At 71.4% G+C, this 22,938-nt stretch carries 17 protein-coding genes; 10 read left to right on the top strand and 7 right to left on the bottom strand.

What is annotated here, in order from left to right; genetic code table 11:
* Positions 1-12 precede the first annotated feature (12 nt).
* Positions 13-2,127 carry an acyltransferase family protein gene (locus ABTU82_RS03720; protein WP_407171807.1) on the top strand — a complete coding sequence of 705 codons (2,115 nt, stop codon included), beginning with the start codon at positions 13-15 and terminating at the stop codon, positions 2,125-2,127.
* A 7-nt stretch (positions 2,128-2,134) separates the two neighbouring features.
* On the opposite strand, the gene ABTU82_RS03715 is transcribed toward ABTU82_RS03720, so the two are convergent.
* A complete protein-coding gene (locus tag ABTU82_RS03715) occupies positions 2,135-3,136 on the bottom strand; it encodes a glycosyltransferase family 2 protein (RefSeq protein WP_407171804.1) in 1,002 nt (333 codons plus the stop codon).
* 27 nt (positions 3,137-3,163) lie between these two features.
* On the bottom strand, positions 3,164-4,399 hold the full coding sequence (locus ABTU82_RS03710) for an O-antigen ligase family protein (protein WP_407171803.1): 1,236 nt from the start codon (positions 4,397-4,399) through the stop codon (positions 3,164-3,166).
* Positions 4,400-4,540: 141 nt separating this feature from the next.
* Here ABTU82_RS03710 and ABTU82_RS03705 point away from each other — a divergent pair, with 141 nt between their 5' ends.
* From ABTU82_RS03705 to ABTU82_RS03685, 5 genes are all read left to right on the top strand, one after another.
* Positions 4,541-6,538, top strand: coding sequence for an acyltransferase family protein (locus tag ABTU82_RS03705; RefSeq protein WP_407171802.1), 1,998 nt, complete (start codon positions 4,541-4,543; stop codon positions 6,536-6,538).
* A gap of 56 nt (positions 6,539-6,594) precedes the next feature.
* Positions 6,595-7,758 (top strand): mannose-6-phosphate isomerase, class I, encoded by a 1,164-nt coding sequence (manA, locus tag ABTU82_RS03700; RefSeq protein WP_407171800.1) that lies wholly within the window; start codon positions 6,595-6,597, stop codon positions 7,756-7,758.
* A gap of 153 nt (positions 7,759-7,911) precedes the next feature.
* On the top strand, positions 7,912-8,232 hold the full coding sequence (locus tag ABTU82_RS03695; protein WP_116646056.1) for a WhiB family transcriptional regulator: 321 nt from the start codon (positions 7,912-7,914) through the stop codon (positions 8,230-8,232).
* Between the two features lie 69 nt (positions 8,233-8,301).
* Positions 8,302-11,133 carry a glycosyltransferase gene (locus ABTU82_RS03690; protein ID WP_407171796.1) on the top strand — a complete coding sequence of 944 codons (2,832 nt, stop codon included), beginning with the start codon at positions 8,302-8,304 and terminating at the stop codon, positions 11,131-11,133.
* Positions 11,130-12,518 (top strand): DUF5719 family protein, encoded by a 1,389-nt coding sequence (locus tag ABTU82_RS03685; RefSeq protein WP_407171795.1) that lies wholly within the window; start codon positions 11,130-11,132, stop codon positions 12,516-12,518. The genes ABTU82_RS03690 and ABTU82_RS03685 overlap by 4 nt, the downstream gene beginning before the upstream one ends.
* 86 nt (positions 12,519-12,604) lie before the next feature.
* Here ABTU82_RS03685 and ABTU82_RS03680 read toward each other — a convergent pair whose 3' ends face one another.
* A complete protein-coding gene (locus ABTU82_RS03680) occupies positions 12,605-12,958 on the bottom strand; it encodes a metallopeptidase family protein (RefSeq protein ID WP_116646059.1) in 354 nt (117 codons plus the stop codon).
* Between the two features lie 172 nt (positions 12,959-13,130).
* On the opposite strand from ABTU82_RS03680, the gene ABTU82_RS03675 reads away from it, so the two are divergent.
* Entirely contained in the window at positions 13,131-13,337 is a 207-nt protein-coding gene (locus ABTU82_RS03675) for a DUF3499 family protein (RefSeq protein ID WP_116646754.1), read from the top strand.
* A gap of 16 nt (positions 13,338-13,353) precedes the next feature.
* Here ABTU82_RS03675 and ABTU82_RS03670 read toward each other — a convergent pair whose 3' ends face one another.
* Entirely contained in the window at positions 13,354-14,181 is an 828-nt protein-coding gene (locus ABTU82_RS03670) for an RDD family protein (RefSeq protein WP_407171793.1), read from the bottom strand.
* A 15-nt stretch (positions 14,182-14,196) separates the two neighbouring features.
* Here ABTU82_RS03670 and ABTU82_RS03665 point away from each other — a divergent pair, with 15 nt between their 5' ends.
* Genes ABTU82_RS03665 through katG form a run of 3 tightly spaced genes read left to right on the top strand, consistent with a single transcriptional unit; the run spans position 14,197 to position 18,011 of the window.
* The gene (locus tag ABTU82_RS03665; protein WP_116646061.1) at positions 14,197-15,192 is read left to right on the top strand and encodes a stage II sporulation protein M; all 996 of its coding nucleotides are present in this window, start codon (positions 14,197-14,199) and stop codon (positions 15,190-15,192) included.
* Between the two features lie 57 nt (positions 15,193-15,249).
* Positions 15,250-15,741, top strand: a complete 492-nt coding sequence (locus tag ABTU82_RS03660; RefSeq protein ID WP_116646062.1) for a Fur family transcriptional regulator — start codon at positions 15,250-15,252, stop codon at positions 15,739-15,741.
* Positions 15,738-18,011 carry a catalase/peroxidase HPI gene (gene katG, locus ABTU82_RS03655; RefSeq protein ID WP_116646063.1) on the top strand — a complete coding sequence of 758 codons (2,274 nt, stop codon included), beginning with the start codon at positions 15,738-15,740 and terminating at the stop codon, positions 18,009-18,011. The genes ABTU82_RS03660 and katG overlap by 4 nt, the downstream gene beginning before the upstream one ends.
* 177 nt (positions 18,012-18,188) lie before the next feature.
* On the opposite strand, the gene ABTU82_RS03650 is transcribed toward katG, so the two are convergent.
* From ABTU82_RS03650 to ABTU82_RS03640, 3 genes are read right to left on the bottom strand one after another with little or no spacing between them, the layout of a single operon-like run.
* A complete protein-coding gene (locus ABTU82_RS03650; RefSeq protein ID WP_407171790.1) occupies positions 18,189-19,157 on the bottom strand; it encodes an NAD-dependent epimerase/dehydratase family protein in 969 nt (322 codons plus the stop codon).
* On the bottom strand, positions 19,154-21,835 hold the full coding sequence (locus ABTU82_RS03645) for an alpha/beta fold hydrolase (protein ID WP_407171787.1): 2,682 nt from the start codon (positions 21,833-21,835) through the stop codon (positions 19,154-19,156). Before ABTU82_RS03645 ends, ABTU82_RS03650 begins: the two co-directional genes overlap by 4 nt.
* Positions 21,832-22,854: a 3-oxoacyl-ACP synthase III gene (locus ABTU82_RS03640; protein ID WP_240606749.1), complete on the bottom strand. Its 1,023-nt coding sequence runs from the start codon at positions 22,852-22,854 to the stop codon at positions 21,832-21,834. The genes ABTU82_RS03645 and ABTU82_RS03640 overlap by 4 nt, the downstream gene beginning before the upstream one ends.
* Positions 22,855-22,938 lie beyond the last annotated feature (84 nt).

The following is a 22,938-nucleotide window of genomic DNA, read 5'->3' as shown; positions in this document are numbered from 1 at the left end:
GAGGGATCGAGCATGGCGACACCGGCCGTCGAAGCGCCGTCGAACGAGCCCGCTGAGCGCACCCGGATCTTCCGCACCGATATCCAAGCGCTTCGCGCCCTCGCCATCGCGGCGGTCGTGCTCAACCACCTCTGGCCGCTGCGCTTCACCGGCGGTTACGTCGGGGTCGATGTCTTCTTCGTGATCTCCGGCTTTCTCATCACCGGGCATCTCCTCGCGGAGATCGACCGCACGGGGCGCGTGCGCCTCGGCCGGTTCTATGCCCGCCGCGTCCGCCGTCTCCTCCCGGCAGCCCTCCTGGTGCTGGCCGCCGCCGCCGCGCTCGTGTACGTCTTCCTGCCGTATCCGCGGTGGGAGCGCAACGCGGCCGAGATCGCCGCGGCGGCGCTCTATGTCGAGAACTGGGTGCTGACGGGCTTCTCCGTGAACTATTCCGCCGCGAACGAGGCGGCCAGCGCGGTGCAGCACTACTGGTCGCTGTCGGTGGAGGAGCAGTTCTACGTCGTCTGGCCCGTACTGCTGCTGGCGATCGCCGGGTGGGGTGTTCGCCGCGCGGCCGGCCGCCGTCGCCGGGCGCTCCTGCTGATCTCCGTCATCGCGGTCGCGTCCTTCGCGGCGAGCGTCGTCTACACGCAGCTGGCGCCGAGCGCGGCCTACTTCGTCACCTTCACGAGAATGTGGGAGTTCGCGCTGGGTGGGCTGGTCGCCGTCTCGGCTTCGCGCATCCGCGTGCCCCGAAGGGCCGCCGACCTGCTGTCGCTGGTGGGATTCGCGGGCATCCTGGTCTCCGTCGTGCTCTTCGGCACCGAGACTCCGTTCCCGGGATGGGCGGCTCTTCTCCCGGTGCTCTCGACCGTCGCCGTGATCGTGGCGGGGACGGGTCACGATCGGCTCGTCCACTCCGCGGTGACGGGGGCGAGGCCCGTGCAGTGGGTGGGCGACGTCTCGTACTCGCTCTATCTCTGGCACTGGCCCCTCATCGTCGTGGCGCCGTTCGTGTTCGCGGGACCCCTGTCGACGGTGTCGAAGATCGCCGTGCTCGTCATCTCCCTGTTGCTCGCCTGGATGACGCATCGCCTCGTGGAACGACCCGCCCAGCGGTGGCGGTGGTGGTCGACGTCGACCCGCCGGGCCTTCGCCGGGATGGCGGTCGGCATGATCGTGGTGCTCGCAGCGGCGGGCTCGTTGCAGGCGGCCTACGCCCACCAGAGCTCGTACGATCTGCCCGACGGCCCGCTCCGGGCGGGAGCGTGCGTAGGACCGGCGGCGATCGCGGATGCGGCGTCCTGCCCCGATGCGTTCGGACCCCCGGAGTCGGCCGTCATCACCGGCGCGCACGTCTACTGGTGGGCTCCCGAGGTCTGCCGGCCTCTCGACCGGATGGTCTACGACGACCGCGCGACGACGACGCTGTGCGACTTCTCGCGCGGGGGGAGCGACGCCACCGACGTCTGGCTCGTCGGCGACTCGCACGCCGAGCAATGGCAAGGTCCTCTCCTCGACATCGCAGAGAAGCGAGGATGGCGCCTGACGATCAGCCACTTCGGCGGCTGTCCGCCCGCGGACGTACCCTTCGCGGGGTTCCGGACGCCCTGGGGTCCGCCGGAGGTCGCGGTCTGCCGCACCTGGTCGAGGGATGTGTCGGCGGCGGTCGTGGAGAGCCGCCCCGATCTGGTGTTCACATCGATGGCGGGCCGTCTCGAGCTGCTCGAGGGCGACCTTTCACCCGAACTCGCCCAGGAGCGGTTCGCCGACGGCCTCGTCGCGGATTGGGACGCCTGGGCCGACGCGGGGTCGCGCGTCTTCGCCATCGTCGATCCGCCGCTCAACGGCGACGTCCGCGATCCCGACTGCGTTCTGCTCAATCCGCAGCATCCGCTCGAGTGCGCTCGGCCCCGCGCGGTGGCACTGCCTCCGGGCGATCCGCTTCCGCTGGCCGTCGAGAAAGCGGACAGGCCGGAGGTGCGCCTGATCGACCTCACGGACGCGTTCTGCGACGACCGGTCGTGCTTCGCCGTGATCGGTGGAGAACCGGTGTACTACGACGCCGACCACGTGAGCCGGCGATACTCCCGCATGCTTGCCGACCGGTTCGAAGACGCCGTGGATCGCGCGCCCGGCACCTGACGGGCGATCAGGCGGAAGACTCGACGGCGTCGGCGAGAGGAGGCATCGGCCGCCACGACCGATCGCGCGCGATCTTGCGCCCGTCGCGGAGGCCCCGCGCCAGATGGCTCGTGCCGCGGATCGTTCTCTCGACCAGCACGAGACGGACCAGCTCCTTGGCGAGCGTGAGTGCGGTGCCGGCGGCGAACGGCACGGGTTTGTAGGCACCGTGCGCTCGGTAGTACTGCTTCAGGTAGGCGCGGTTGCGCATGATGTAGTACCGGTAGGCGTTGCTCGACGCGTTCATGTGCCGCACGCCGAAGTCGTGCTGCTTGATCTCGCGCGTGCGGCGCAGCACGAAGTCGTCGACGATCACGGACGTCGTCACTCGGGACGCCAGCCAGCCGTACATCTGGTCGTCCCAGTAGATGAAGAACCGGGGATCGGGCAGCCCGATCTCGCGCACGATGTCGCGGTGGATGAACATCCCCTCGAAGCATCCGGAGTTCATCTCCTTGAATCCGGATGCGTCGAACCCCGCGGGCGCGAACGGGATCGGGATCGCCATCGACTCCGCCACGCGGTACTGCCAGTAGAACGCGCTGCCGTCGTAGTCGTAACGCCGGCCCTGGATGCTGCGGAAGCGGGGCGTCCATCCGCCCATGCGGGCGAGGCCGTCGGAGATGACCTCGACGTCGTCGTCCATGAGCCACATCCACTCGGATCCCAGCTCGTAGGCGACGCGCATGCCCTCGCTGAATCCGCCGGACCCGCCGGTGTTGGTGTCGAGCCGACGGTAGACGAGCTCCGTGCCGAGCTGGGCGCGCAGGGACTCGACGACCTCGGTCGTGTCGTCGGTGGACGCATTGTCGATGACGACGACGTGACCCGGCTTGGGCTCCATCCGCCCGATGCTCTCGAGAAGCCGGGTGAGCAGGTGCGAGCGGTTGTAGGTGACGATCGCGATCGTCACGGACGACGGATCGAACGCTTCGGACTCGGGCACGGACGAGCGGGAGGAGGCGTTCATATCGTGCTCGATCCTATCCGAGGGACCTCAGGAGACCTGTCCGGGCGCCTCTCCGCGTTCGATCGCCATGCTCTGCTCGGCGGGTCCGACCCCGATCAGGGGCGCCTGCTTGATCTTCGCGCCGAGCAGCACGAGCAGCATCCATCCCCAGAGGAGGAGCACTCCCGGTTCGGCCACCCCCTCCACGAGAAGGAGCGCCGCCAGCAGAGTCGGGAGGAGCGAAAGGGGGGAGTAGGGGCGGTCGGCGCGCAGGTCGAAGCGGGGACGATCGATCGCGAAGAACCAGGCGCGCCAGATGAAGGCGAGCAGGGTGAGAGCCAGGAGCACCACCCCGACCGGGCCGAGGTGCGCGAAGACCTGGGCCCACGCGCCCTCGGCACGCGAGAGCTCGGCGCCGAAGGCGATCCAGACGACCGCGCCGCCGGCGAGACCCGCCGTGGCGTACAGGAGGTAGTAGCGGGTGCGCTCGCCGGGGTGGGTGGCGGTGCGCATGAGGAGCACGGTCGTGAGGACGAGGGTCACCCCGGCCAGAGCGAGGAGCGACACGGTCGATCCTGAGCGGATGAGGATGAACGCCGCGATCACGATCCAACCGAGCAGGGCGGGGCGCCGCGGAGCCCGGGCAGCGAAGCGGATGACGAAGACGACCATGGCGAGCACCATGAGGGCTCCGAGCACGCCGGGGTCGCCGACGAGACCCTCGAGAGGACTGGCGCCGAAGAAGTCGCCGCTGGACCAGAACGTCGCGGGGTCGGAGCCGGCCGAGGCGACGACGAATCCCGGGAGGAGCGGCCCGCCCACGAAGACGCCGACCGCGAGTTCGAAGACGATGGAGAGCCCGATCAGCCACTTCAGCGCTGACGCGACCGTGCGCACGACATCGCGCCAGGTGAGGGCGGCGGCGATGAACATCGCGTGCACCGCGGCGGCCGCCAGCAGCATCCACACCACCGCTGCCTCTGCGGGTCGGGGACTCCAGACCATCGGCACCGCGGCCCAGAAAAGGAAGGCGAGCGCGACCCACGGAAGCCGACGCCACTGGAGCGGAGGCCGGATCGTGACCCACAGCACGATCGTGACGATCACGGTCGCCGCCACGAACACGCCCGTGCCGACGGGGCCGAGGGCGAACACCCAGCCCGACCCGATGAGTGCTGCGACGATGACGAACACGCACCACCCGCGCAGCAGTAGGTGGCCGGTCGTCTCGCGCGCCGGTGCCTCCGGGGGAGCGGACGCGGGATGCTTCGTCGAGATCGCCATCGTGCCTTCCAGGGTAGTGCGGCAGCGACCCTACGCTAGATGGATGTGCGGTCGTCTCTCCCTCACCTCGCTGCGGCCAGGATGAGTCGGGCGAGCTCTGCCTCCGGAGCACTCTCCGGGCTCCGGACTACGACGAGGACCGTGTCGCGGTCCGCAGAGCGCAGAGCCGACATCGACGGCCTGAGAGCGTTCGCGATCGCTCTCGTCGTCATCTACCACGTCTGGGTCGGGCGCGTCTCGGGCGGCGTCGACGTCTTCCTGATGGTCTCGGCGTACTTCTTGACCTCGTCGTTCCTCCGCCGCGCCGACAGCGTCGATGCTCCCTATCTCGGGCGGTTCTGGCTGCGCAGATTCGCCCGCTTGATCCCCGCCGCCGCTGTCACGGTGCTCGGGGTGCTGCTGCTGGCTGCGGCGGTGTTCCCCACGTCGTCATGGAACACGATCTGGTCGCAATCGTTCGCATCGCTCTTCTACGCGCAGAACTGGCAGTTGTCGGCCGAGTCGGTGGACTACTACGCACGCACCGAGGCCTTCCCCTCGCCGCTCCTGCACTTCTGGTCGCTGTCCATCCAGGGCCAGGTCTTCCTTCTCTGGCCCGTGATCATCGCGGGGGGTCTCTGGGCGGCCCGCAGGCTGCGCCTCGACCCGCGACGGGTGCTGCTGATCGTGTTCGGCGCGGTCTTCGCCGCATCCTTCATCCGCTCCATCATCTACACCGCCGCCGATCAGCAGCTGGCGTACTTCGACACGTGGTCGCGGCTCTGGGAGTTCGCCCTCGGGTCGTTGCTCGCGATCGTCGCGCCGTCGTTGCACATCCGCGCCCGCTCCGGCGCGATCCTGGCGTGGATCGGCATCGCCGGGGTGCTGCTGTGCGGGATCGTCCTGGACGTCGAGTCGGGGTTCCCCGGAGCAGCGGCGCTGTGGCCCACGCTGAGCGCAGCCTTCCTCATCCTGGCGGGACAGGCCGAGGCGACGAGCGCCCCCGTGCGATTCCTCGGCTCCCCCTGGATGGTCAGGCTCGGGACCATCGCCTACAGCCTCTACCTGGTCCACTGGCCCGTGCTGGTGGCGTACCTCGTGGTCACCGATTCGCCCTCGGTCTCGTTCGTCGGCGGGCTCGCGGTCGTCGCCGTCTCGCTGGCGTCGGCGGTGACCCTCAATCGCCTCGTGGAGCGTCGGGCCGAGAAGGTGTCGTCCTCCTCTGTGCGCACGAGCGTCGGCGTCACCGTCGGGTGGCTGCTCATCGTGCTCGTGCCGCTCACGGGGTGGCAGGCCGCCGACAGGGTCCGGTCTGCGATGGCCGACCCGCAGGCGAACCCCGGTGCTTCCGTCCTCCTCCCGCGGAACGCCGCCAACGTCATCGCCGACGCCGACATCGTTCCGGTCGGCACCGCGGTCGACACCGACTGGGTGGAGTTCGATTCGAGGTGCACGGGGGACAGGGTGCCCCGTGATCGTTCGCTGGCTGCGACCTGCCTCGAGACCCTGAGCGCGGAAGGCGCCGCGCAGACCGCTCTCATCATCGGCGACTCCCACGCGCAGCAGTGGTCGGGGGCGTTGGTGCCGATCCTGCAGGACGAGGGCTGGAACGCCGTCGCCCTCCTCAAAGGCGGGTGCTTCTTCGCCCCGGGCGAGGCCGCCCAGGTCGACGCGGAATGCGAGGACTGGGAACGGGCGGCGGCGTCCTACGCGGAGGATTTCCCCGCAGATCTCGTGGTGCTGATCGGCAGCCGCGCCGTCGCGGAGTCGCCGGACGAGCGTCTGCCGCTCGGGATCGCGGAGCGAGTGGATCAGATCGTCGCATCCGGATCCGACGTGCTCCTCATTCGAGACAATCCGCGGTACGAGACCAACATGTATCGCTGCATCGAGGACAACGGGCGAGAGGCCGCCGAGTGCACCCGCGCTCGGGTCGACGTCTCGGCCGAGATCAATCCCGCTGCGGAGCTGGGTTCTCGCCAGGGCGTCCATGCCGTGGATCTCCTCGACTTCCTGTGCCCCGAGGAGACGTGCCACGCGGTCATCGGCAACGTGGCGGTGTACCTGGATCAGAGTCACCTCTCTGCCACCTACGCGGCGAGCTTGACGCCCGCGATGCGCGACGCCCTCGCGTCGATCCCCGGCATCCCCATCGGGTAGCAGGGCTCCCGCTCCGAGAGGCGATGCCGTCTGCCGCCCCGCCCTACGATGGGAGCGTGCTGACCCGCATCTCGAACACACCGCGCGACTACGCCTGGGGTTCCACCACCCTGATCGCCGAGCTGGAGGGGCGCGCCCCGAGCGGCCGGCCCGAGGCCGAGGTGTGGTTCGGCGATCACCCTGGCTCACCCTCCGAGGTGCATGACGGCACCGGTCGCACGCTCGACGACTGGCTTCCGGCGGAGGCCGCCGCCGACGACTCGCCGGCGAAGCTGCCGTACCTGCTCAAGCTGCTCGCGGCCGGTGCGCCGCTGTCGATCCAGGTGCATCCGTCGAAGGCGCAGGCCGAGGTCGGGTTCGCCCGGGAAGAGGCCGCGGGGGTCCCGCGCGACGCGGGCGAGCGGAACTATCGCGACGACAATCACAAGCCCGAGGTCATCGTCGCGCTGAGCGACCCGTTCGTCGCTCTGGCAGGGCTGCGCGATCTCGACACGACGCGGCGCCTGGTCGACGTCCTCGGAGCCGACGCGGTGTCGCTGCGCGCGCATCTCGACGGAACGGATGCCGAAGAGGCCCTCCGCTCGACGATCGGCTGGCTGCTCGGCGGCGACGCGCAGGCCGACGTCGACCGGATCATCGACGCCGCCGCGTCGGCATCGTCGGACGAGTTCGCCGACGAGGTCGCGCTCGCGGCCCGCCTCGCGCAGGCCTACCCCGGCGACCCCGGGGTGGTCGTCGCGCTGCTGATGAATCTCGTGTCGCTGCGGCCGGGCGAGGCCGTCTTCGTGCCGGCCGGCGTGCTGCACGCCTACGTCTCGGGGCTGGGGGTCGAGCTCATGGCTGCGAGCGACAACGTTCTGCGGGGCGGTCTGACCCCGAAGCACATCGACGTCGACGAGCTGCTCTCGCTGGTGGATGCTGCGCCCTCTCCGCCGCCGACGCTCACGCCGGTCGAGCTCGAGGCCGGTGTGAAGCTCTTCGACGCGGGTGTGCCCGACTTCGCGCTGCTGCACGTCGAGTCGGCCGACGCCCCGATCCATGCCGCGCTGCGGGGCACCGCCATCGCCCTCGCGACGCGGGGCACGGTTCGCGTGACGGGCGCGTCGGGGGAGAGCATCGAGCTCTCGCCCGGTCAGGCGGCTCTCGCGACGGTCGACGAGGCGCCGCTCGTGGTCGCGGGCTCGGGCGAGCTCTTCATCGCCATGCCCGGCGACGACTGACCTGCGGGATTCACCCCCGCGACACGCCGATGAATCCGGGTAAAGGTTCAATGCGCGATTGAGGCTTTAGTATCCGCGACTTGATTTCCTCGAATAACACCGGTGTAATTATGAGCGCGTGACCGACACGCGGGGGATCGCGAAAGGGACGAAATGGCGTCAGATTACCGTTCCGGTGCACCCGAGAACTGGTTCGTCGATCCGGTGCAACTCGGCGTCCCCGGTGTCCGCCGCGAAGCCGACGTCGAAGACAACGCCCTCGCCTGGCAGACCGACGCGCTCTGCTCGCAGACCGACCCCGAAGCGTTCTTCCCCGAGAAGGGCGGTTCGACGCGAGACGCCAAGCGCGTCTGCACCACCTGCGACGTCCGCACGGAATGCCTCGAGTACGCGCTGCAGAACGACGAGCGTTTCGGCATCTGGGGCGGCCTCAGCGAGCGCGAACGACGCAAGCTCAAGCGTCGCGCCAGCTGATCGTCGATCCCGTCGGCTTCGGCGCGTGCGGCTCGCCCTCGCCGCCGCCCCGCTTAGGCTGATCGCGCCATGCCCTCGCGAGTCCATGCCATCCTCGTCGTGCGTCCCGAGGGACGTACGCCCGCTGCGGCGCACCTGAAGCGCACGATCGACGCGCTCCGTGCGCAGACCCAGCCGGTCGACGCACTGACGATCGTGCTCTGCGGTGGCGACGCCGCACTGACCGAGATCGCCGCAGCATCCGGTGCCGAGGGCGTCATCACCGCCCCGCACTCGACGGGCTTCGCCGCGGCGACCGCCCTCGCGACGCCGCGGCTCACCGGCGACGCCGTGTGGCTGCTCGCCCAGGACACGGCGCCCGAGCCCCAGGCGCTGACGCGATTGGCCGGCGCCCTCGAACTCGCACCGTCGCTCGCGATGGTCGCGCCCAAGCTCGTCCGCTGGGACGACCGCACCGAGATCGTTTCGCTGGGTGTGAGCATGAGCGGCTTCGGCCGCTCCGTCGAACTGGCCGCCGACGAACTCGATCAGGGCCAGCACGACGCTGCGGCGGACGTGCTCGGTTCCGATATCCGCGGCGTGCTCGTGCGACGCGAGGACTGGCGCGTGCTGGGCGGGCTCGACCCCGCGCTGGCGGGTGCCGACGAAGGCCTCGACCTCGGAGTCCGCGCGCGACTCGCCGGCGACCTCGTCACCGTCGTCCCCAGCGCGCGGGTCGCCGTCGCCGGAGACGGCGTCGCATCCCTCCCCGAAGGTCACCGTGCCTCGCGTCGCGCGTTCGCGGTGCGTACGGCCGAGCTCCACCGTCGTCTGAGCTACGCCCCGGGCTTCGCGGTGCCGCTGCACTGGCTGTCGCTGCTTCCCCTTGCGATCTGGCGCACGATCATGCATCTGGTCTCGAAGGAGCCGGGGCGCGTCTGGCCGGAGTGGCTCGCGACGCTCCGCGTTCTGGTGCGCCTCGATCACGTCGCTCGCGCGCGCGGGCGGATCCGCGCGGTGCGCCGCGTCGGCTGGCCGCGTCTGGCCTCGCTGCGCGTGAGTCGCACCCAGTTGCGGCTGCGCCTCGACGGCGACGCCGAGCCCACCGCGCCCGTGCGCTCCGACCTCCGCTTCTTCACCGGCGGCGCGGCCTGGGTGGTGCTCGGCGCGATCCTCGTGTCGGTCGCCGCCTTCCCCGCGCTGCTGGCGTGGCCGGCTCTCGGGGGCGGCGCGCTCGCCCCGATGCAGGACACCGTCGCACGCCTCTGGGCCGACGCCGGCTTCGGGCAGCGCTCCGTCGGACTCGCCGAGATCGGTCCGGCCGACCCCTTCTCCGCCGTCATCGCGCTCCTGGGCACCTTGTGGCCCTTCGCGCCCGCCCGCGCGATGGTGCTCCTCTGGCTCGCGGCGCTGCCTCTCGCCGTGCTCGGCGCGTGGTTCGCGAGCACGCGCGTCACCGAACGCTCCTCGCTCCGGCTCACCGCCGCCGTCGCGTGGGCGCTCGCCCCGACGTTCCTCGCGGCGCTCTCGGAGGGTCGCGCGGCGGGCGTGCTCGTGCACCTGCTCCTGCCGTGGCTCTTCTACACCGCGAGCGTGGCGCATCGCTCGTGGGCTGCCGCGGGCGCAGCATCCCTGCTCCTGGTCGCCGTGATCGCGTGCTCGCCGTCGCTGGCTCCGGCGTTCGTGCTGCTGTGGTCGGCGACGCTGCTCCTGGCCGCCCTCGTCACGCGCGGTCGCGGACTCGGACAGATCGTCTGGCTCTTCGTGCCCTCGGTGGTCGCCTTCGCACCCCTGGTCTGGCATCAGGTGCGCGTCGGCAACCCGTGGGCTCTGTTGGCCGACCCGGGTGTGCCTTACGCGGGCGGCACGGTCGCGGCCGACGCGGTCGGACGTTTCTTCCTCGCGACGGGTTTCCCGCTCTCCGACCCGGGCGGATGGTCGTCGTTGCTCGCGGGCGCTCCGACATGGTGGGTGCCGCTGCTCGCCGCCCCGATCGCCGTGCTCGCGCTTCTCGCGGTGCTGACCCCGCGATGGGTCAGCGGCGCGGCGCTGCTCGTCATCGCCGGCGCGGGGCTCGCGACGGCGTTCGCCGCGATCGGGGTGGCGGTGTCGTTCGTCGATGCCACAGCCGTCGCGATCTGGCCCGGCGCGGCTCTCAGCCTGGCGTGGCTCGGCGCGATCGGTGCCGCCATGGTCACCCTCGATGCGGGTGTGGTGAACCGCATGCGCGTGGTCCGCCCGGTCGCCGCGGTGCTCGCCCTGGCGGCGTTGGCGGTCGCTGCGGTCCCGGTGCTCACCCTCTCGTTCCGCAATGAGCTGGCGCTGACCAACGGCCCCGCCTCGACCCTTCCGGCCTACGTCGCCGCCGAGGGTCGCGACGACGCGCGGCTGGGCACGCTCGTGCTCGACCCCGACGACACCGGACTCCACGTGCGCGTGGTGTGGGGCGGTAGCGAGACCTTGGGCGGTCAGAGCACCGTCATCTCGACGCGCGACGTCGTCGACGCGTCGGATCGGGAGGTGGCCGATCTCGCCGCGAGCCTCGTCACGTCGTCGGCGGGCGACGCGGTCTCAGGCCTCGCGACGCGCGGGATCGCGTTCGTGCTGTTGACTCCGGGTGATCCGGCCACGGCCGACGCGGCCGCGACGCTGCAGCTGTCGGCATCGACCGCGCTCGACCAGCTCGGCGGGCTCGACACGGTCGGTGAAACCTCTCGCGGCACGCTGTGGCGCGTGACCGAGGCGATCGCCCCGCGCGCCGAACCCTCGCGGATGACGCGGGATACAGCGCTCCTCATCGCCGGCGTGCAGATCGGTGTCGTCGTCATCGCCCTGCTGCTCGCCATCCCCACGACCGCCAGCCGAGGAACGGCGCGCCGATCCCCGCGCATCGTCGGGCCGACCCCCGGGGAGACCCGATGACCGATTCACGCGCACGCCGCTGGGCCACCACGAGCGCACGTCTCGTGGTGGGAACGGGCATCGCCGCGGCCGCCGTCGTCGCGGTCGGGGCCGGGATCGCCGCCCCCTGGCCGAGCCTGTCGGCCGAACCGGTCATGGTCTCGGCGACGCCGACGCCGTCGGCCGCCACGGTCGTCTGCGACGGCCCCATCCTCGCTCTGGGCCGCACCATCGAAGACTCCTCGGCGATCAGCATCGCCGCGGGGCAGTCCGTCGTGTCGGGGCCGTCGACCACCGCCGCGGAGACGGCGAGCGTCACGGGGCCCGCAGGAGCCGAACCCGTCGCGCTCTCGGCCGATCCGTCGGGCGGAGTCCGAGCAGAGTTGGCGGCGTCGGGCTCGGCGTCGCTCGCCGACGCCGACCTCGCCGGATTCGCCGCCTCGTCGTGCACGACGCCGCTGATGGAGTCGTGGCTCGTCGGGGGAGCGACCACCACCGGTTCGAACGATCTCGTCGTCGTGTCCAACCCGGGCGACGTCGCCGCGACCGTGCAGCTGACCGTCTACGGCGTCGACGGTCCGCAGCTGCCTCCCGGGGGCAGCAACCGCGTCGTCGCAGCCGGATCGCAGGTCGTGATCCCGCTGGCCGGCCTCCTCCTCGGCGAGGAGAGCCCGGTGGTGCGGGTCACCTCCAGCGGTGCGCCCGTGCGCGCGTCGCTCCAGGCGAGTCTTGCCCGCGCGCTGACGCCCGGCGGCGTCGACCAGGTCGGCGCGCTCGCCGCCGCCTCACCACGTCAGGTGATGCCGGGCGTATCAGTGGTGTCCGAGCCCGACGGCGCGAACTCCGCGACGATCGTGCGCCTGCTCGCGCCGGTGGGCGATGCCGAGGCGACGGTCACGATCGCGTCGGTCGACGGCTCCGCGCCTGCGCGCACCTCGACGGTTCCTCTGGCGGCGGGGCTACCCTCCTCGCTCGCCTACGACGATCTTGAGCCCGGGCGTTACACGGTCACGGTCGACGCATCCGTGCCCGTCGTCGCCGGCACCTTCCAGGCGACGGGTTTCGGCGAGGGCGACGACTTCGCCTGGTACACGTCGGCCCCCGAGATCTCGACCGCGAGCGTCTTCGCGGTGCCCGACGGCGCCGGTGCCGCCCTGACGATCGCGAACGCGGCGACCGAGGCCGCGACCGTCACGCTGGTCGACACCACCGTCGGCGGCTCCACCACCCTCTCCGTCGCGGCCGGCGGTTCGACCACTGCCCCCGTCTCACCCGGCAGCGTCTACCGGCTCGAGCCCTCCGCGCCGGTGCATGCCGGTGTCGACTTCGCGTCCGAGAGCGCGATCGCCTCGTTCGTCGTGTGGGCAGCGGATGCTGCGGCTCCCGCGCTCACCGTCTACCCCTGATCCGACGCGCCCGCGGTCATCGGCCACGACCGGCACAGCGGAGCGCCCCGTCGCATCGTGTCGGGCCGATCGACCTCACGCGCGCCTCAGAAGAAGCGGAAGCGCTCGGGGCCGAGGTCCCACGGGTCGCGGTCGAGGTATTCTGCGGCGGCGCGGAACACGCACCCCTCGATCACCATGCGACGGTGCAGCTCGTCGTCCCGGTGCAGGTGACTGAGCCGCTCGATCGGCACGCGGAACAGGATGATGCGCTTCTCCTCGCGCAGCACCCGCCACCGGGGGATGCCGGCGTCCTCGGCGAGCGGCGGCATGATGCCGATCTCGAACGAGACGTCGCGCAGTTCGTCCCACGCCGACCGGAGGAACTCCGCCGCTGTGCCGACGGTGAGCTCGAAACGCTCCGCGCGCGTATCGAGCGGCGGGAGCGGAGGGCGCACCACGGGGCTGCGATTCTCGCGCCCGTGGCGCCCGTGGCGAGACGGACGCGGTGCCGCGGTCTCTCGAACCCGTCGCCACGCCATGCGGCCCATCCTACGCGGCGGCGGCCCGGCGTTCGGCGGTGCGCGGGGTGGCGTCGCGGGCGTGGGGGAGGCCCGGACTACGCTCGGGACAATGCGCGAGAGACTGTGTTCCAAGGTGGCGTGCGCCCGTGAGGCCGTGTCGACGTTGACGTACGACTACGGCGATCAGATGGCCGCGATCGGACCACTGGGGCGCGCCGACGATCCGCACGCACACGATCTCTGCGCCATCCATACCGAGCGCCTCTCCGTGCCGCGCGGGTGGATCGTCGTGCGACACGAGACCCTCCAGGTCTGACCCCGGGTTCGACGACTCAGCGCAGCGCGTCGCCCGTGCCCGCGAGGAGTGCGTCCACCCGCTGGTTCTGACGGTTCAGCGCGCGCCACTCACGATCGCGACGCACCGCCGCCACGCCCCGCAGCAGCGTCTCGGCGTCGACCGGAGGGATGGGGGCGACATGCCGACGCGCCTCGTCGGCGAGCGACGCGGCGAGCCGGGCGCGGGGTGCGGGCTGCAGATCGGACGCCTGCCGCACGAACTGGGCGATGCGCGACGAGAGCCGGTCGGGAAGCCGGTCGACATCCGCCGTGCGCGCCCAGTCGACGAGCGCATCGGGAACCCCGGGGGCAGGGGGTGGAAGGCGTTTCGTGCGCGTGCGCTCGGAGTATGTGCCGGCGAGCAGATCGCCCAGCCGCTGTGCGCGCGGCGTGAACGCGCCGACGAGGGCGGCGACCGAGCCGACGGTGAGCCAGATCTCGAGCACTCCCGCCAGGGCGCGCAGCAGCGCGTGCCGGAACCCCGCCGCCCCGCCGTCGGCGCGGACGATCCGGCCGCCCACGGCCAGCTTGCCCAGGCTCCGCCCTCGGGTGATGGTCTCGACGGTCGTGGGCAGCACGACGGCGACGAGCACCAACACGACGATCGCGACGATCGGCAGCACCTCCGCGCTCAGGGCCCCGGCGTCGATGAGGGCGAAGGTCGCGAGCGCGAACAGCACGAGCACCACGATCGAGACGACCACGTCGATCAGGAGGCCGACCCCGCGGAGGAAGAACCCCACGGGCTGCACGTCGAGGGCGACGGCCTCGCCGGTGAGGGTCTCCTCCTGAGGGATCCGTACCGGGGCGGGCGCCTGCGTCATGGATACAGTTAACCAGTGGACCTCGATGCCCTCACCGCCGCGCGACGCGAGGAATGGGCGCGCCTGGACGAACTCGGTCGCCGCCGCCGTCTCAGCGGCGCCGACGTCGACGAGCTGGTCACGCGCTACCGCGCAGCATCCGCCGATCTCGCCGACATCAAGACCTCGGCGGGTCGCACCCCGCAGGGCGACCACGTCTCGACCCTGCTGGCCCGCACGCGGCTGCGGCTGACCGGTGCGCGCGAGAACGTGCTGCGTCAGGTTCCCCGCTTCTTCGTGCGTCAGCTGCCCGCGGCGCTGTACCGCGTGCGGTGGTCGACCCTGGCCGTCGCGGTGGCCTTCCTCGTGGTGGCGAGCCTGGTCGGATCATGGATCTCGTCGGATGCTGCGGCTCTTGCCTCCCTGGGCGAGCAGGTCGATCTGCAGGCCTACGCCGACGACCAGTTCACCGGCTACTACACCGAGAACCCGGCGGCGGTGTTCGCCGGCACGGTGTGGACGAACAACGCCTGGATCGCCGCTCAGTGCGTGATCTTCGGCATCACGGGCTTCTGGCCCGTCATGGTCGTCATGCAGAACGCCGTGGGCGTGGGTCAGGCCGCCGCCATCATGTTCGCTTTCGGCCGGGGCGACATCTTCTTCCAGTTCATCCTCCCGCACGGGCTGCTCGAGCTCACGGCGATCTTCGTCGCGGCAGCGGCGGGCCTCGGCATCTTCTGGGCGTGGATCGCGCCGGGTCGTCGATCGCGCGGCGAGGCCCTCGCCGCGGCGGGGCGTTCGCTCGGCACGATCGCGGTGGGCCTCGTGTTCGTCCTGGCGTTGTCGGGCCTGGTCGAGGGGTTCGTCACGCCGCAGGCGTGGCCGTGGCAGGTCAAGCTCACGATCGGCGCCGGAGCACTCGCGGTGTTCCTCGTCTACATGCTCGTGCTCGGGCGCCGCGCCGCCCAGGAGGGCGAGTCGGGCGATCTCACCGAGTACGAGGCGGGCACGCCCCGCCTCGTTGCCGGCTGACACGCCCGGTGACCTGCTTCTTTTGAGCAGATCAAAAGAAGCGGCTAGGTTGGAGTCGTGCCCGATCTTCCCGCGACCTCCGAGACCGAAGGCGTGATCCGCCGATCTGGTCTCCGCGTCACGGGCACGCGCGTCGCGGTCTTCGACGCCCTGCGAGACCTGCCCCACGCGCGGGCCGATGACGTCTTCGAACGGGTGCGCCCCACGCTCGCTCACACCAGCCTGCAGTCGGTGTACAACGCGCTCGGCGACCTCACGGCGGCGGGCCTGGTTCGTCGGATCGAGCCGGCGGGTCACCCCGGACTCTTCGAGCTGCGGGTCGACGACAACCATCATCACCTCGTGTGCGCGTCCTGCGGTCGCATCGAAGACGTCGACTGCACGGTCGGGGCGGCGCCCTGCCTCGTGCCGGGCGACACCCACGGTTTCACCGTCTTCTCGGCGGAGGTGACGTTCTGGGGTCTGTGCCGACCCTGCAGCGGCGCCGCGGCATCCGCCCCCATCGACTCGACCTCTGCCCTCACCCACCTTGCGGAAGGAACCGAATGACCGACAGCGAAACCCCCGTCGTCACCGACGAGGAGACCGAATCGACCACGACCACCGGCGAGGAGTCGCCCGCCGCCGGCGCGAGCTGCCCCGTGCTGCACGAAGACCTTCCTCGTCCGACCGCGGGTGACCCGAACCACACGTGGTGGCCGAACAAGCTCAACATCGACCTCCTGGCGTTCAACCCGGCCGAGCGCAACCCTCTCGGCGCCGAGTTCGACTACGCAGCCGCTTTCCAGGGCCTCGACCTCGCCGCGGTGAAGGCCGAGATCCTCGAGGTGCTGACGACGTCGCAGCCCTGGTGGCCCGCCGACTTCGGCCACTACGGCCCGCTCATGATCCGTCTCGCCTGGCACAGCGCCGGCACCTATCGGGTGTGGGACGGCCGCGGCGGTGCCGGAAGCGGTCAGCAGCGTTTCGCGCCGCTGAACAGCTGGCCCGACAACGTCGGTCTCGACAAGGGGCGCCGCATCCTCTGGCCGCTGAAGAAGAAGTACGGGCAGAGCCTCTCGTGGGCCGACCTCTTCATCCTCGCGGGCAACGTCGCACTGGAGTCGATGGGCTTCCAGACCTTCGGCTACGCCGGCGGCCGCAAGGACGTCTGGGAGCCCGAGAACGTCTACTGGGGCTCGGAGACCCAGTGGCTCGGCGACGAGAAGCGCTTCCCCGGTGGCCGCGAGGCGAAGAACCTCGAGAAGCCGCTCGCGGCGACCCACCTCGGACTCATCTACGTGAACCCCGAGGGCCCGGGCGGCAACCCCGACCCGGTCGCCGCCGCGCACGACATCCGTGAGACGTTCGGCCGCATGGCCATGAACGACGAAGAGACCGTCGCGCTGATCGCCGGTGGCCACACCTTCGGCAAGACGCACGGTGCGGCGCCCGACTCGAACCTCGAGGGCGACGTCGAGGCCGCGGGCATGGAGCAGCAGGGCCTGGGCTGGAAGAACAACCACGGCACCGGCAAGGGCGACGACCAGATCACGAGCGGGCTCGAGGTCACCTGGACCTACCACCCGACGCGCTGGGACAACGAGTTCTTCCACATCCTCTTCTCGTACGAGTGGGAGCTGTTCAAGAGCCCGGCGGGCGCCTGGCAGTGGCGTCCGAAGGACGGCGCCGGCTCCGACCTCGTGCCGCTGGCTCACGACCCCTCGGCGCGCCGCGAACCGCGGATGCTGACCACCGACCTCGCCCTGCGGTTCGACCCGTCGTACGGTGAGATCTCGCGCCGGTTCTTCGAGAACCCCGACGAGTTCGCCGACGCGTTCGCCCGTGCCTGGTTCAAGCTCACGCACCGCGATCTCGGTCCGAAGGTGCGCTACCTCGGACCCGAGGTCCCGGCGGAAGACCTCATCTGGCAGGACCCGCTCCCGGCGGCCGAATCCGAGCCGATCGACGCGTCGGATGCTGCGGAGCTCAAGCGCCGCATCCTCGAGTCGGGCCTCACGCCCGCTCAGCTCGTGTCGACCGCGTGGGCCGCAGCATCCACGTTCCGCGGCGGCGACAAGCGCGGCGGCGTCAACGGTGCGCGCATCCGTCTGGCTCCGCAGAAGGACTGGGAAGTCAACAACCCCGTCCAGCTCGCGACCGTGCTCGAGGCGCTCGAGGGCGTCAAGAGCGCGTTCGATGCGGCGCAGACCACAGGCAAGCGCGTCTCGATCGCCGACCTCATCGTGCTGGCGGGCAACGCCGGCGTCGAGGAGGCGGCCCGTGCTGCCGGCGTCGAGGTCGAGGTGCCTTTCCGCGCCGGACGCGTCGACGCGACCCCCGAGCAGACCGACGAGAAGTCGTTCGAGTGGCTGGAGCCCGTCGCCGACGGCTTCCGCAACTACCAGAGCCGGTCGGCGTCGCTCCCGGCCGAGTACCACTTGATCGACAAGGCCGCCCAGCTCACGCTGACCGCGCCCGAGACCACGGTGCTCGTCGGCGGACTCCGCGCGATCGGTGCCACCTGGGACGGCTCGTCGTTCGGTGTGCTCACCCAGACGCCGGGCGCGCTCACGAACGACTTCTTCGTGAACCTGCTCGAACTCGGCACCACGTGGAAGCCGCTCGACCCCGGGTCGCACGCGTTCCAGGCGCACGACGACGCCACCGGTGAGGCGACCTGGATCGGCACCCGCGCCGACCTGGTGTTCGGCTCGAACTCCGAGCTGCGTGCTCTCGCCGAGGTCTACGCCTCCGACGACGCCCGTGAAAAGTTCGTCGCCGACTTCGTCGCCGCCTGGCAGAAGGTCACCGAGCTCGACCGCTTCGACCTGGTCTGAGACTCACCACGACGCGGCTCGTCCCTCCGGGGGCGGGCCGCGTCGCTGCATCCGTCCCCGAGACGCGGGGGATCGGTCGGGGCGCGGGCTTTGGGGTGTGGATTGCCCGCGTGTGGGCCGGAAGCCCGCGTGCGGCGCGAGCAGCGCACACCCGCACGCAGCCCGGGCGGGCGCGGCTCAGCGGGCGTAGTGGGCGGCGAGGCGGGCGAGGCCGGCGTCGAGGGACACCGCGGGCGACCAGCGGAGGTCGTGACGGATGCTGTGCTGCTCGAACCAGTGCGCGGTGGAGAGCTGCTCGGCGAGGAACCGGGTCATCGGCGGTTCGTCCGAGCCCGGGCGCACGGCCCACACGCGCTCGATCAGCCCGCCCGCGGCGCGGGCGAGGGGCGCGGGCACGCTGACGCGAGGAACGGACACGCCGGCGGCGCGGCACATGCCGGCGAGGAGGTCGCCGACCGGGCGCGGCTCACCGTTCGTCAGCACGTACGCCCGTCCGCCGACGTCGGGCGCGCGATGAAGAGCGGCGACGATGCCGGATGCGGCGTTGTCGACGTACGTCGAGTCGATGAGCGCTGTTCCCCCGTTGAGCAGCGGCAGTCGCCCGCGCCGGGCGCGGTCGATGATGCGCTCGACGAGCTGAGTATCGCCCGGGCCCCACACCAGATGCGGCCGCACGGCGACCACGGCGAGACCGTCGCGGTTACGCGAGAGCGCGAGGATCTCGGCCTCGGCCTTGGTCCGCGCGTATTCGCCGCGCGCGCCCACCGGGTCGGCGGGTTGCGCCCCGACCCCCGCGAGGGCGCTTCCCGCGTGCGCGACCGACGGGGAGGAGACGTGCACGAAACGGGCGATGCCGTGCGCCTCTGCGGCGTCGAGCAGCATCCGCGTTCCGTCGACGTTCACCGCGCGGAAGTCGGCGGGCGAGCCGGCGAGGGAGACCTTCGCGGCGAGGTGCACGATGGCGTCGACATCTCGCGCGGCGCCGTCGACGACGCCGCGGTCCGTGACCGACCCGAGCACGTCGGTCACGCCAGGAACCCCCGAGGGTCGGCGCTGCAGCGAGCGAACCTCGTGCCCGGCCTCGACGAGCGCCGAGGCGACCGCACGCCCGAGGAAACCGGACGTACCGGTGGCGAGGACGATCACGGCGCGCTCGGTGTGCGGCCCGACAGCACGCCGTCGGCCCACGCCGAGAGGCGCGAGCGGTCGATCTTGGAGTTGTGACGCACGTCTGTCGGGAGCGCCCGCACCTGAAGCACGGCCGCGATGGGCAGATCGGTGCTCTCGCGGATCGCTGTGGTCAGCTCGGGGTCGGCGAGGGCTGCCCGTCGGGCACCCGCGGTGGTCTCGATCACCGCGACGCACTGACGCTGCCCCTCGGGTCCGACACCGACCACCGCAGCTCGCGCGACACCGTGCACCCGCTCGATGCTCTGCTCGGCGCCGACCGGGGTGACGGGTCCGTCGCTCGTCGCGATGACGTGCGGCATCCGGCCCTCGATCCAGAGCCTTCCCTTCTCGTCGAGATGCCCGACGTCGCCGGTGCGGTGCCATCGGGCGGAGGGATCGGATGCGACGTCGCGGGCCGCCTCGCGGTCGGTCGCCCAGAGGCGGTGGTAGCCGCGCTTGAGGTGCGGTGCCGAGATGACGACCTCGCCCGTGACCCCGGGGTCGGTCGTGAGAGCGCCGGTCGCCCGGCCGACCTCGTCGAGCGGGATGATGCGCACGCGGCCCGACCCGATCGGGGCTCCGACGCACACGCCCTGCTGTCCGGATGCTGCGGCGTCCTCGACGTCGGACAGGGTGATGTCGGTGACCAGGAGGCACTCGGTCATGCCGTACGGCGTGTGCGCGACCGCGTGGGGCATGAGCTGCTGCGCGGCGCGGAGCAGCTCGAGGCTCACGGGGGCACCGGTGGAGAGGAACGTGCGCACGTCGGCGAGGGCCGCGCGATCGGCGTCGTCGAGATCGCCGGAGGTGGCCACGACGTTGGTGACCGCGGCGGGGGAGAGGAAGACGATCTTCGCCGCCGACTCCCGCACGGCGCGGGCGACCGCGGTGGCGGTGAGCGTGCGCGGCGCGGAGACGTCCATCTCGGGGGTCGCGGAGCGGGTGCCGAGCGCCGGACCGAGTAGCGCGAAGGGCGCGAAGCCCGTCACGAGACCGGAATCCTCGTGGACGTCGAAATGATCGCCGAGCGCGTCGCGGAGGGCCGAGAGCTGTCCGTGCGTGTAGACGACGCCCTTCGCCGGCCCGGTCGAACCGGAGGTGAAGAGCACCGCCGCATCGTCGCTCGATGCGGGGGGCTCGGGGAGCACACCCGACGCGCCGCGGGCGGCGACGTCGGCGAGGCTGTGCGAGACCCCGAGCAGCCGTGCTGTGGCCGACGGGAGCCGAGCGGCCGAGATCCGCGTGCCCGACCAGCCGAGGGCACGTGCGGCGGCGAGGCCGGCGACCTCTCCGACGACGAACCGAGGGCTCGCACTGCGGACGGCGCGGGAGAGGCCGCGGATGCCGAGCCCGCGATCGGCCACGACCACGACCGCACCGATGCGCAGGCAGGCGTACAGCACGGCCGTCAGCGTCGGCCCGGGCTGCACGAGCAGCGAGACGCGATCGCCGCGTCGCACGCCCATGCGGTGGAACCCGGCGGCGAGCTGCTCGACGCGATCGGCGAGCTGGCGCCAGCTGACGCGCAGCGCGGCGCCGTCGCTGCCGGCGGTCATGTCGATGACGGCGGTGCCGTCGTCGTCGCGGCGGGCGAACAGCCGATCCCACAGGGGAGTCGACACGTCGGACGGGGCGGATGCGGCGACCGGCGCGTCGGGGGGTGCCTCGCCGGTGGAGCCGAGGGTCGGGGCGACACGGTCGGACAGCCAGGCGAGCACCGTCTGGGCGTACGGCCGCTCTTCGACGAGCAGGTGGCCGGCGCCTTCGAACCGATGCACGTCGGCCCACGGCATCCGCCGCGTGAGATCTTCGAGGTGCTTCTCGAGGAAGACCGGGTCTTTCGGGCCCCGCAGCAGCAGAGCGGGCACACCGATCCCGCTCAGTGCGCCCGAGACCCGCTCGAGCGCGGGCGTGCTGCGATGGTCGGGGGTCGCGGGGATGTCGGCGACGAACTCGCCGATCCCTCGCCGGCGCGCGGTGGTCGCGTAGGGCGAGCGGTAGGCCGCCGACACGGCCGGGTCGAGCTTCGGATCGGCGAGGGACAGCGTTGTATCGAGGAACGCCGTGGTGACCGTGGTGGCGGCACCGAGCACGCCTCGGGCCCCGGCGACGCGGAGCGGGAACGGGATGCGCTCGTCGGACGGGTGGTGCACGGCGGTGTTGAGAACGATCGCGCCGGCCAGCCTCGCCGGATTCTCGACGGCCCAGCCGAGCGAGATCGGACCGCCCCAGTCGTGCCCCAGGGTGACGATCGGCCCCTCGGGGGCGAGGGATCGCACGAGCGCGGCGAGATCGCCGATGCGCTGCGCGAGCCCGCGGGATCGCGGGGTGCGCTCGGAGTACCCCATCTCCAGCTGGTCGACCGCGATGATGCGCCAGGCGTCGCCGCCGTCGGCCGCCTGGCGCAGCGACGCGGCGAGCAGGTCGCGCCAGAGATACGACCACGTGGGGTTGCCGTGCACGGCGATGATCGTGCCGAGCGGCTCCGCCCCGAGGCGGCGCAGTGCGTCGCCGGTGTCGAGCACGTGCCACCGCGGGGAGCGGCCGACGTCGACGCCGAATCCCGGCACGGCGACGACCCGGGAGAGATCGGGGTCCAGGCCCGGCAGCCCCTCCGGCGGGAGGGTCGCCGAGAGACCGGTCTCTCGACTCACCAGGCCAGCTCGAGCATGCCGGTGTTCAGGCCCGATCCGACTCCCATGAGCAGTACCCGGTCGCCCGAGCGCAACGTCGCCTTCTCCGCGTCGAGGGTGATCGGGATGGAGGCAGGCCCGACGTTGCCGAGATGCGGGTAGGTCACGGGTACGCGCTTGCGGTCGAGGCCGATCGCCTTGACGATCGCGTTGGTGTGCACCGCCGAGACCTGGTGGGTGATGTAGCGGTCCATGTCCGACCACGACCAGTCCGTCCGAGCCTCTTTCCACGCAGACATGACGAGCTCCATGCCGCCCTTGAGCAGTGCCTTGGCATCGGTGAACATGCCGTCGACGCTGCCGACGCAGAGCTCGTGGAACTGGGTCGCGGCGCGGGTGACGCCGCCGAGGATGCGGTGTCCCTCCGGGTGCTCGCTGGCGCGCCCGAGCACGGCGGCAGCCGATCCCGAGCCCAGCGTGAGGGTGGCGAACTCGCTCATGAAGGAGTCGCGGTCGATGTCGCTGCCCAGAAGGCGCGCGACGGTGTTCACCTGCACGTCGTCCGCATCCTCACCGTTCACGATGAGGGCGTAGCGCACCTGGCCCGACTGGATCATGCCCGCCGCCAGGCTCATCCCGTTGATGAAGCCCAGGCAGGCGTTGGCGACGTCGAAGTTCACGGCCGAGCTCGGCAGGCCCAGCTCGTGGTGCAGACGCACCGCGACCGAGGGCTCGAGGTGCTTCCGTGTCACGGAGGTGTTGATGATCAGCCCGACCTCGCCGGGGTCGACGCCGGCCTCGGCGAGAGCGCGTTGGGCGGCGATGACGGTCGAGGTGTCGGCGGATTCGCCCTCGGCCCAGTTGCGCCGCTCGAGCACGCCGGCGACGCGACGCAGGAGTCCGGGCTTCAGGTGCATCCGGGACAGGGCCGAGGCGAGGCGGCGCTCGATATCGTCGGACGAGGTGACGCGTCCGGGTAGCTGGCTGGCGACCGAGATGAGGGCGACATCATCGAATCGGGTCGTGGCGTTTCCGTGCAAGAGATCTCCGGTAGTGACGGCGGTCGACGGGGCGGGGCACTGCGTGTGCGCGAGCTCGCGGCCACATCCTTGCAACCCTAATCC

It is taken from the genome of Microbacterium deferens (genome assembly GCF_045517775.1).
Lineage (GTDB): Bacteria > Actinomycetota > Actinomycetes > Actinomycetales > Microbacteriaceae > Microbacterium.
The sequence above is the reverse complement of the archived record's forward strand: the minus strand, read 5'-3'. Positions and strand labels throughout refer to the sequence as shown.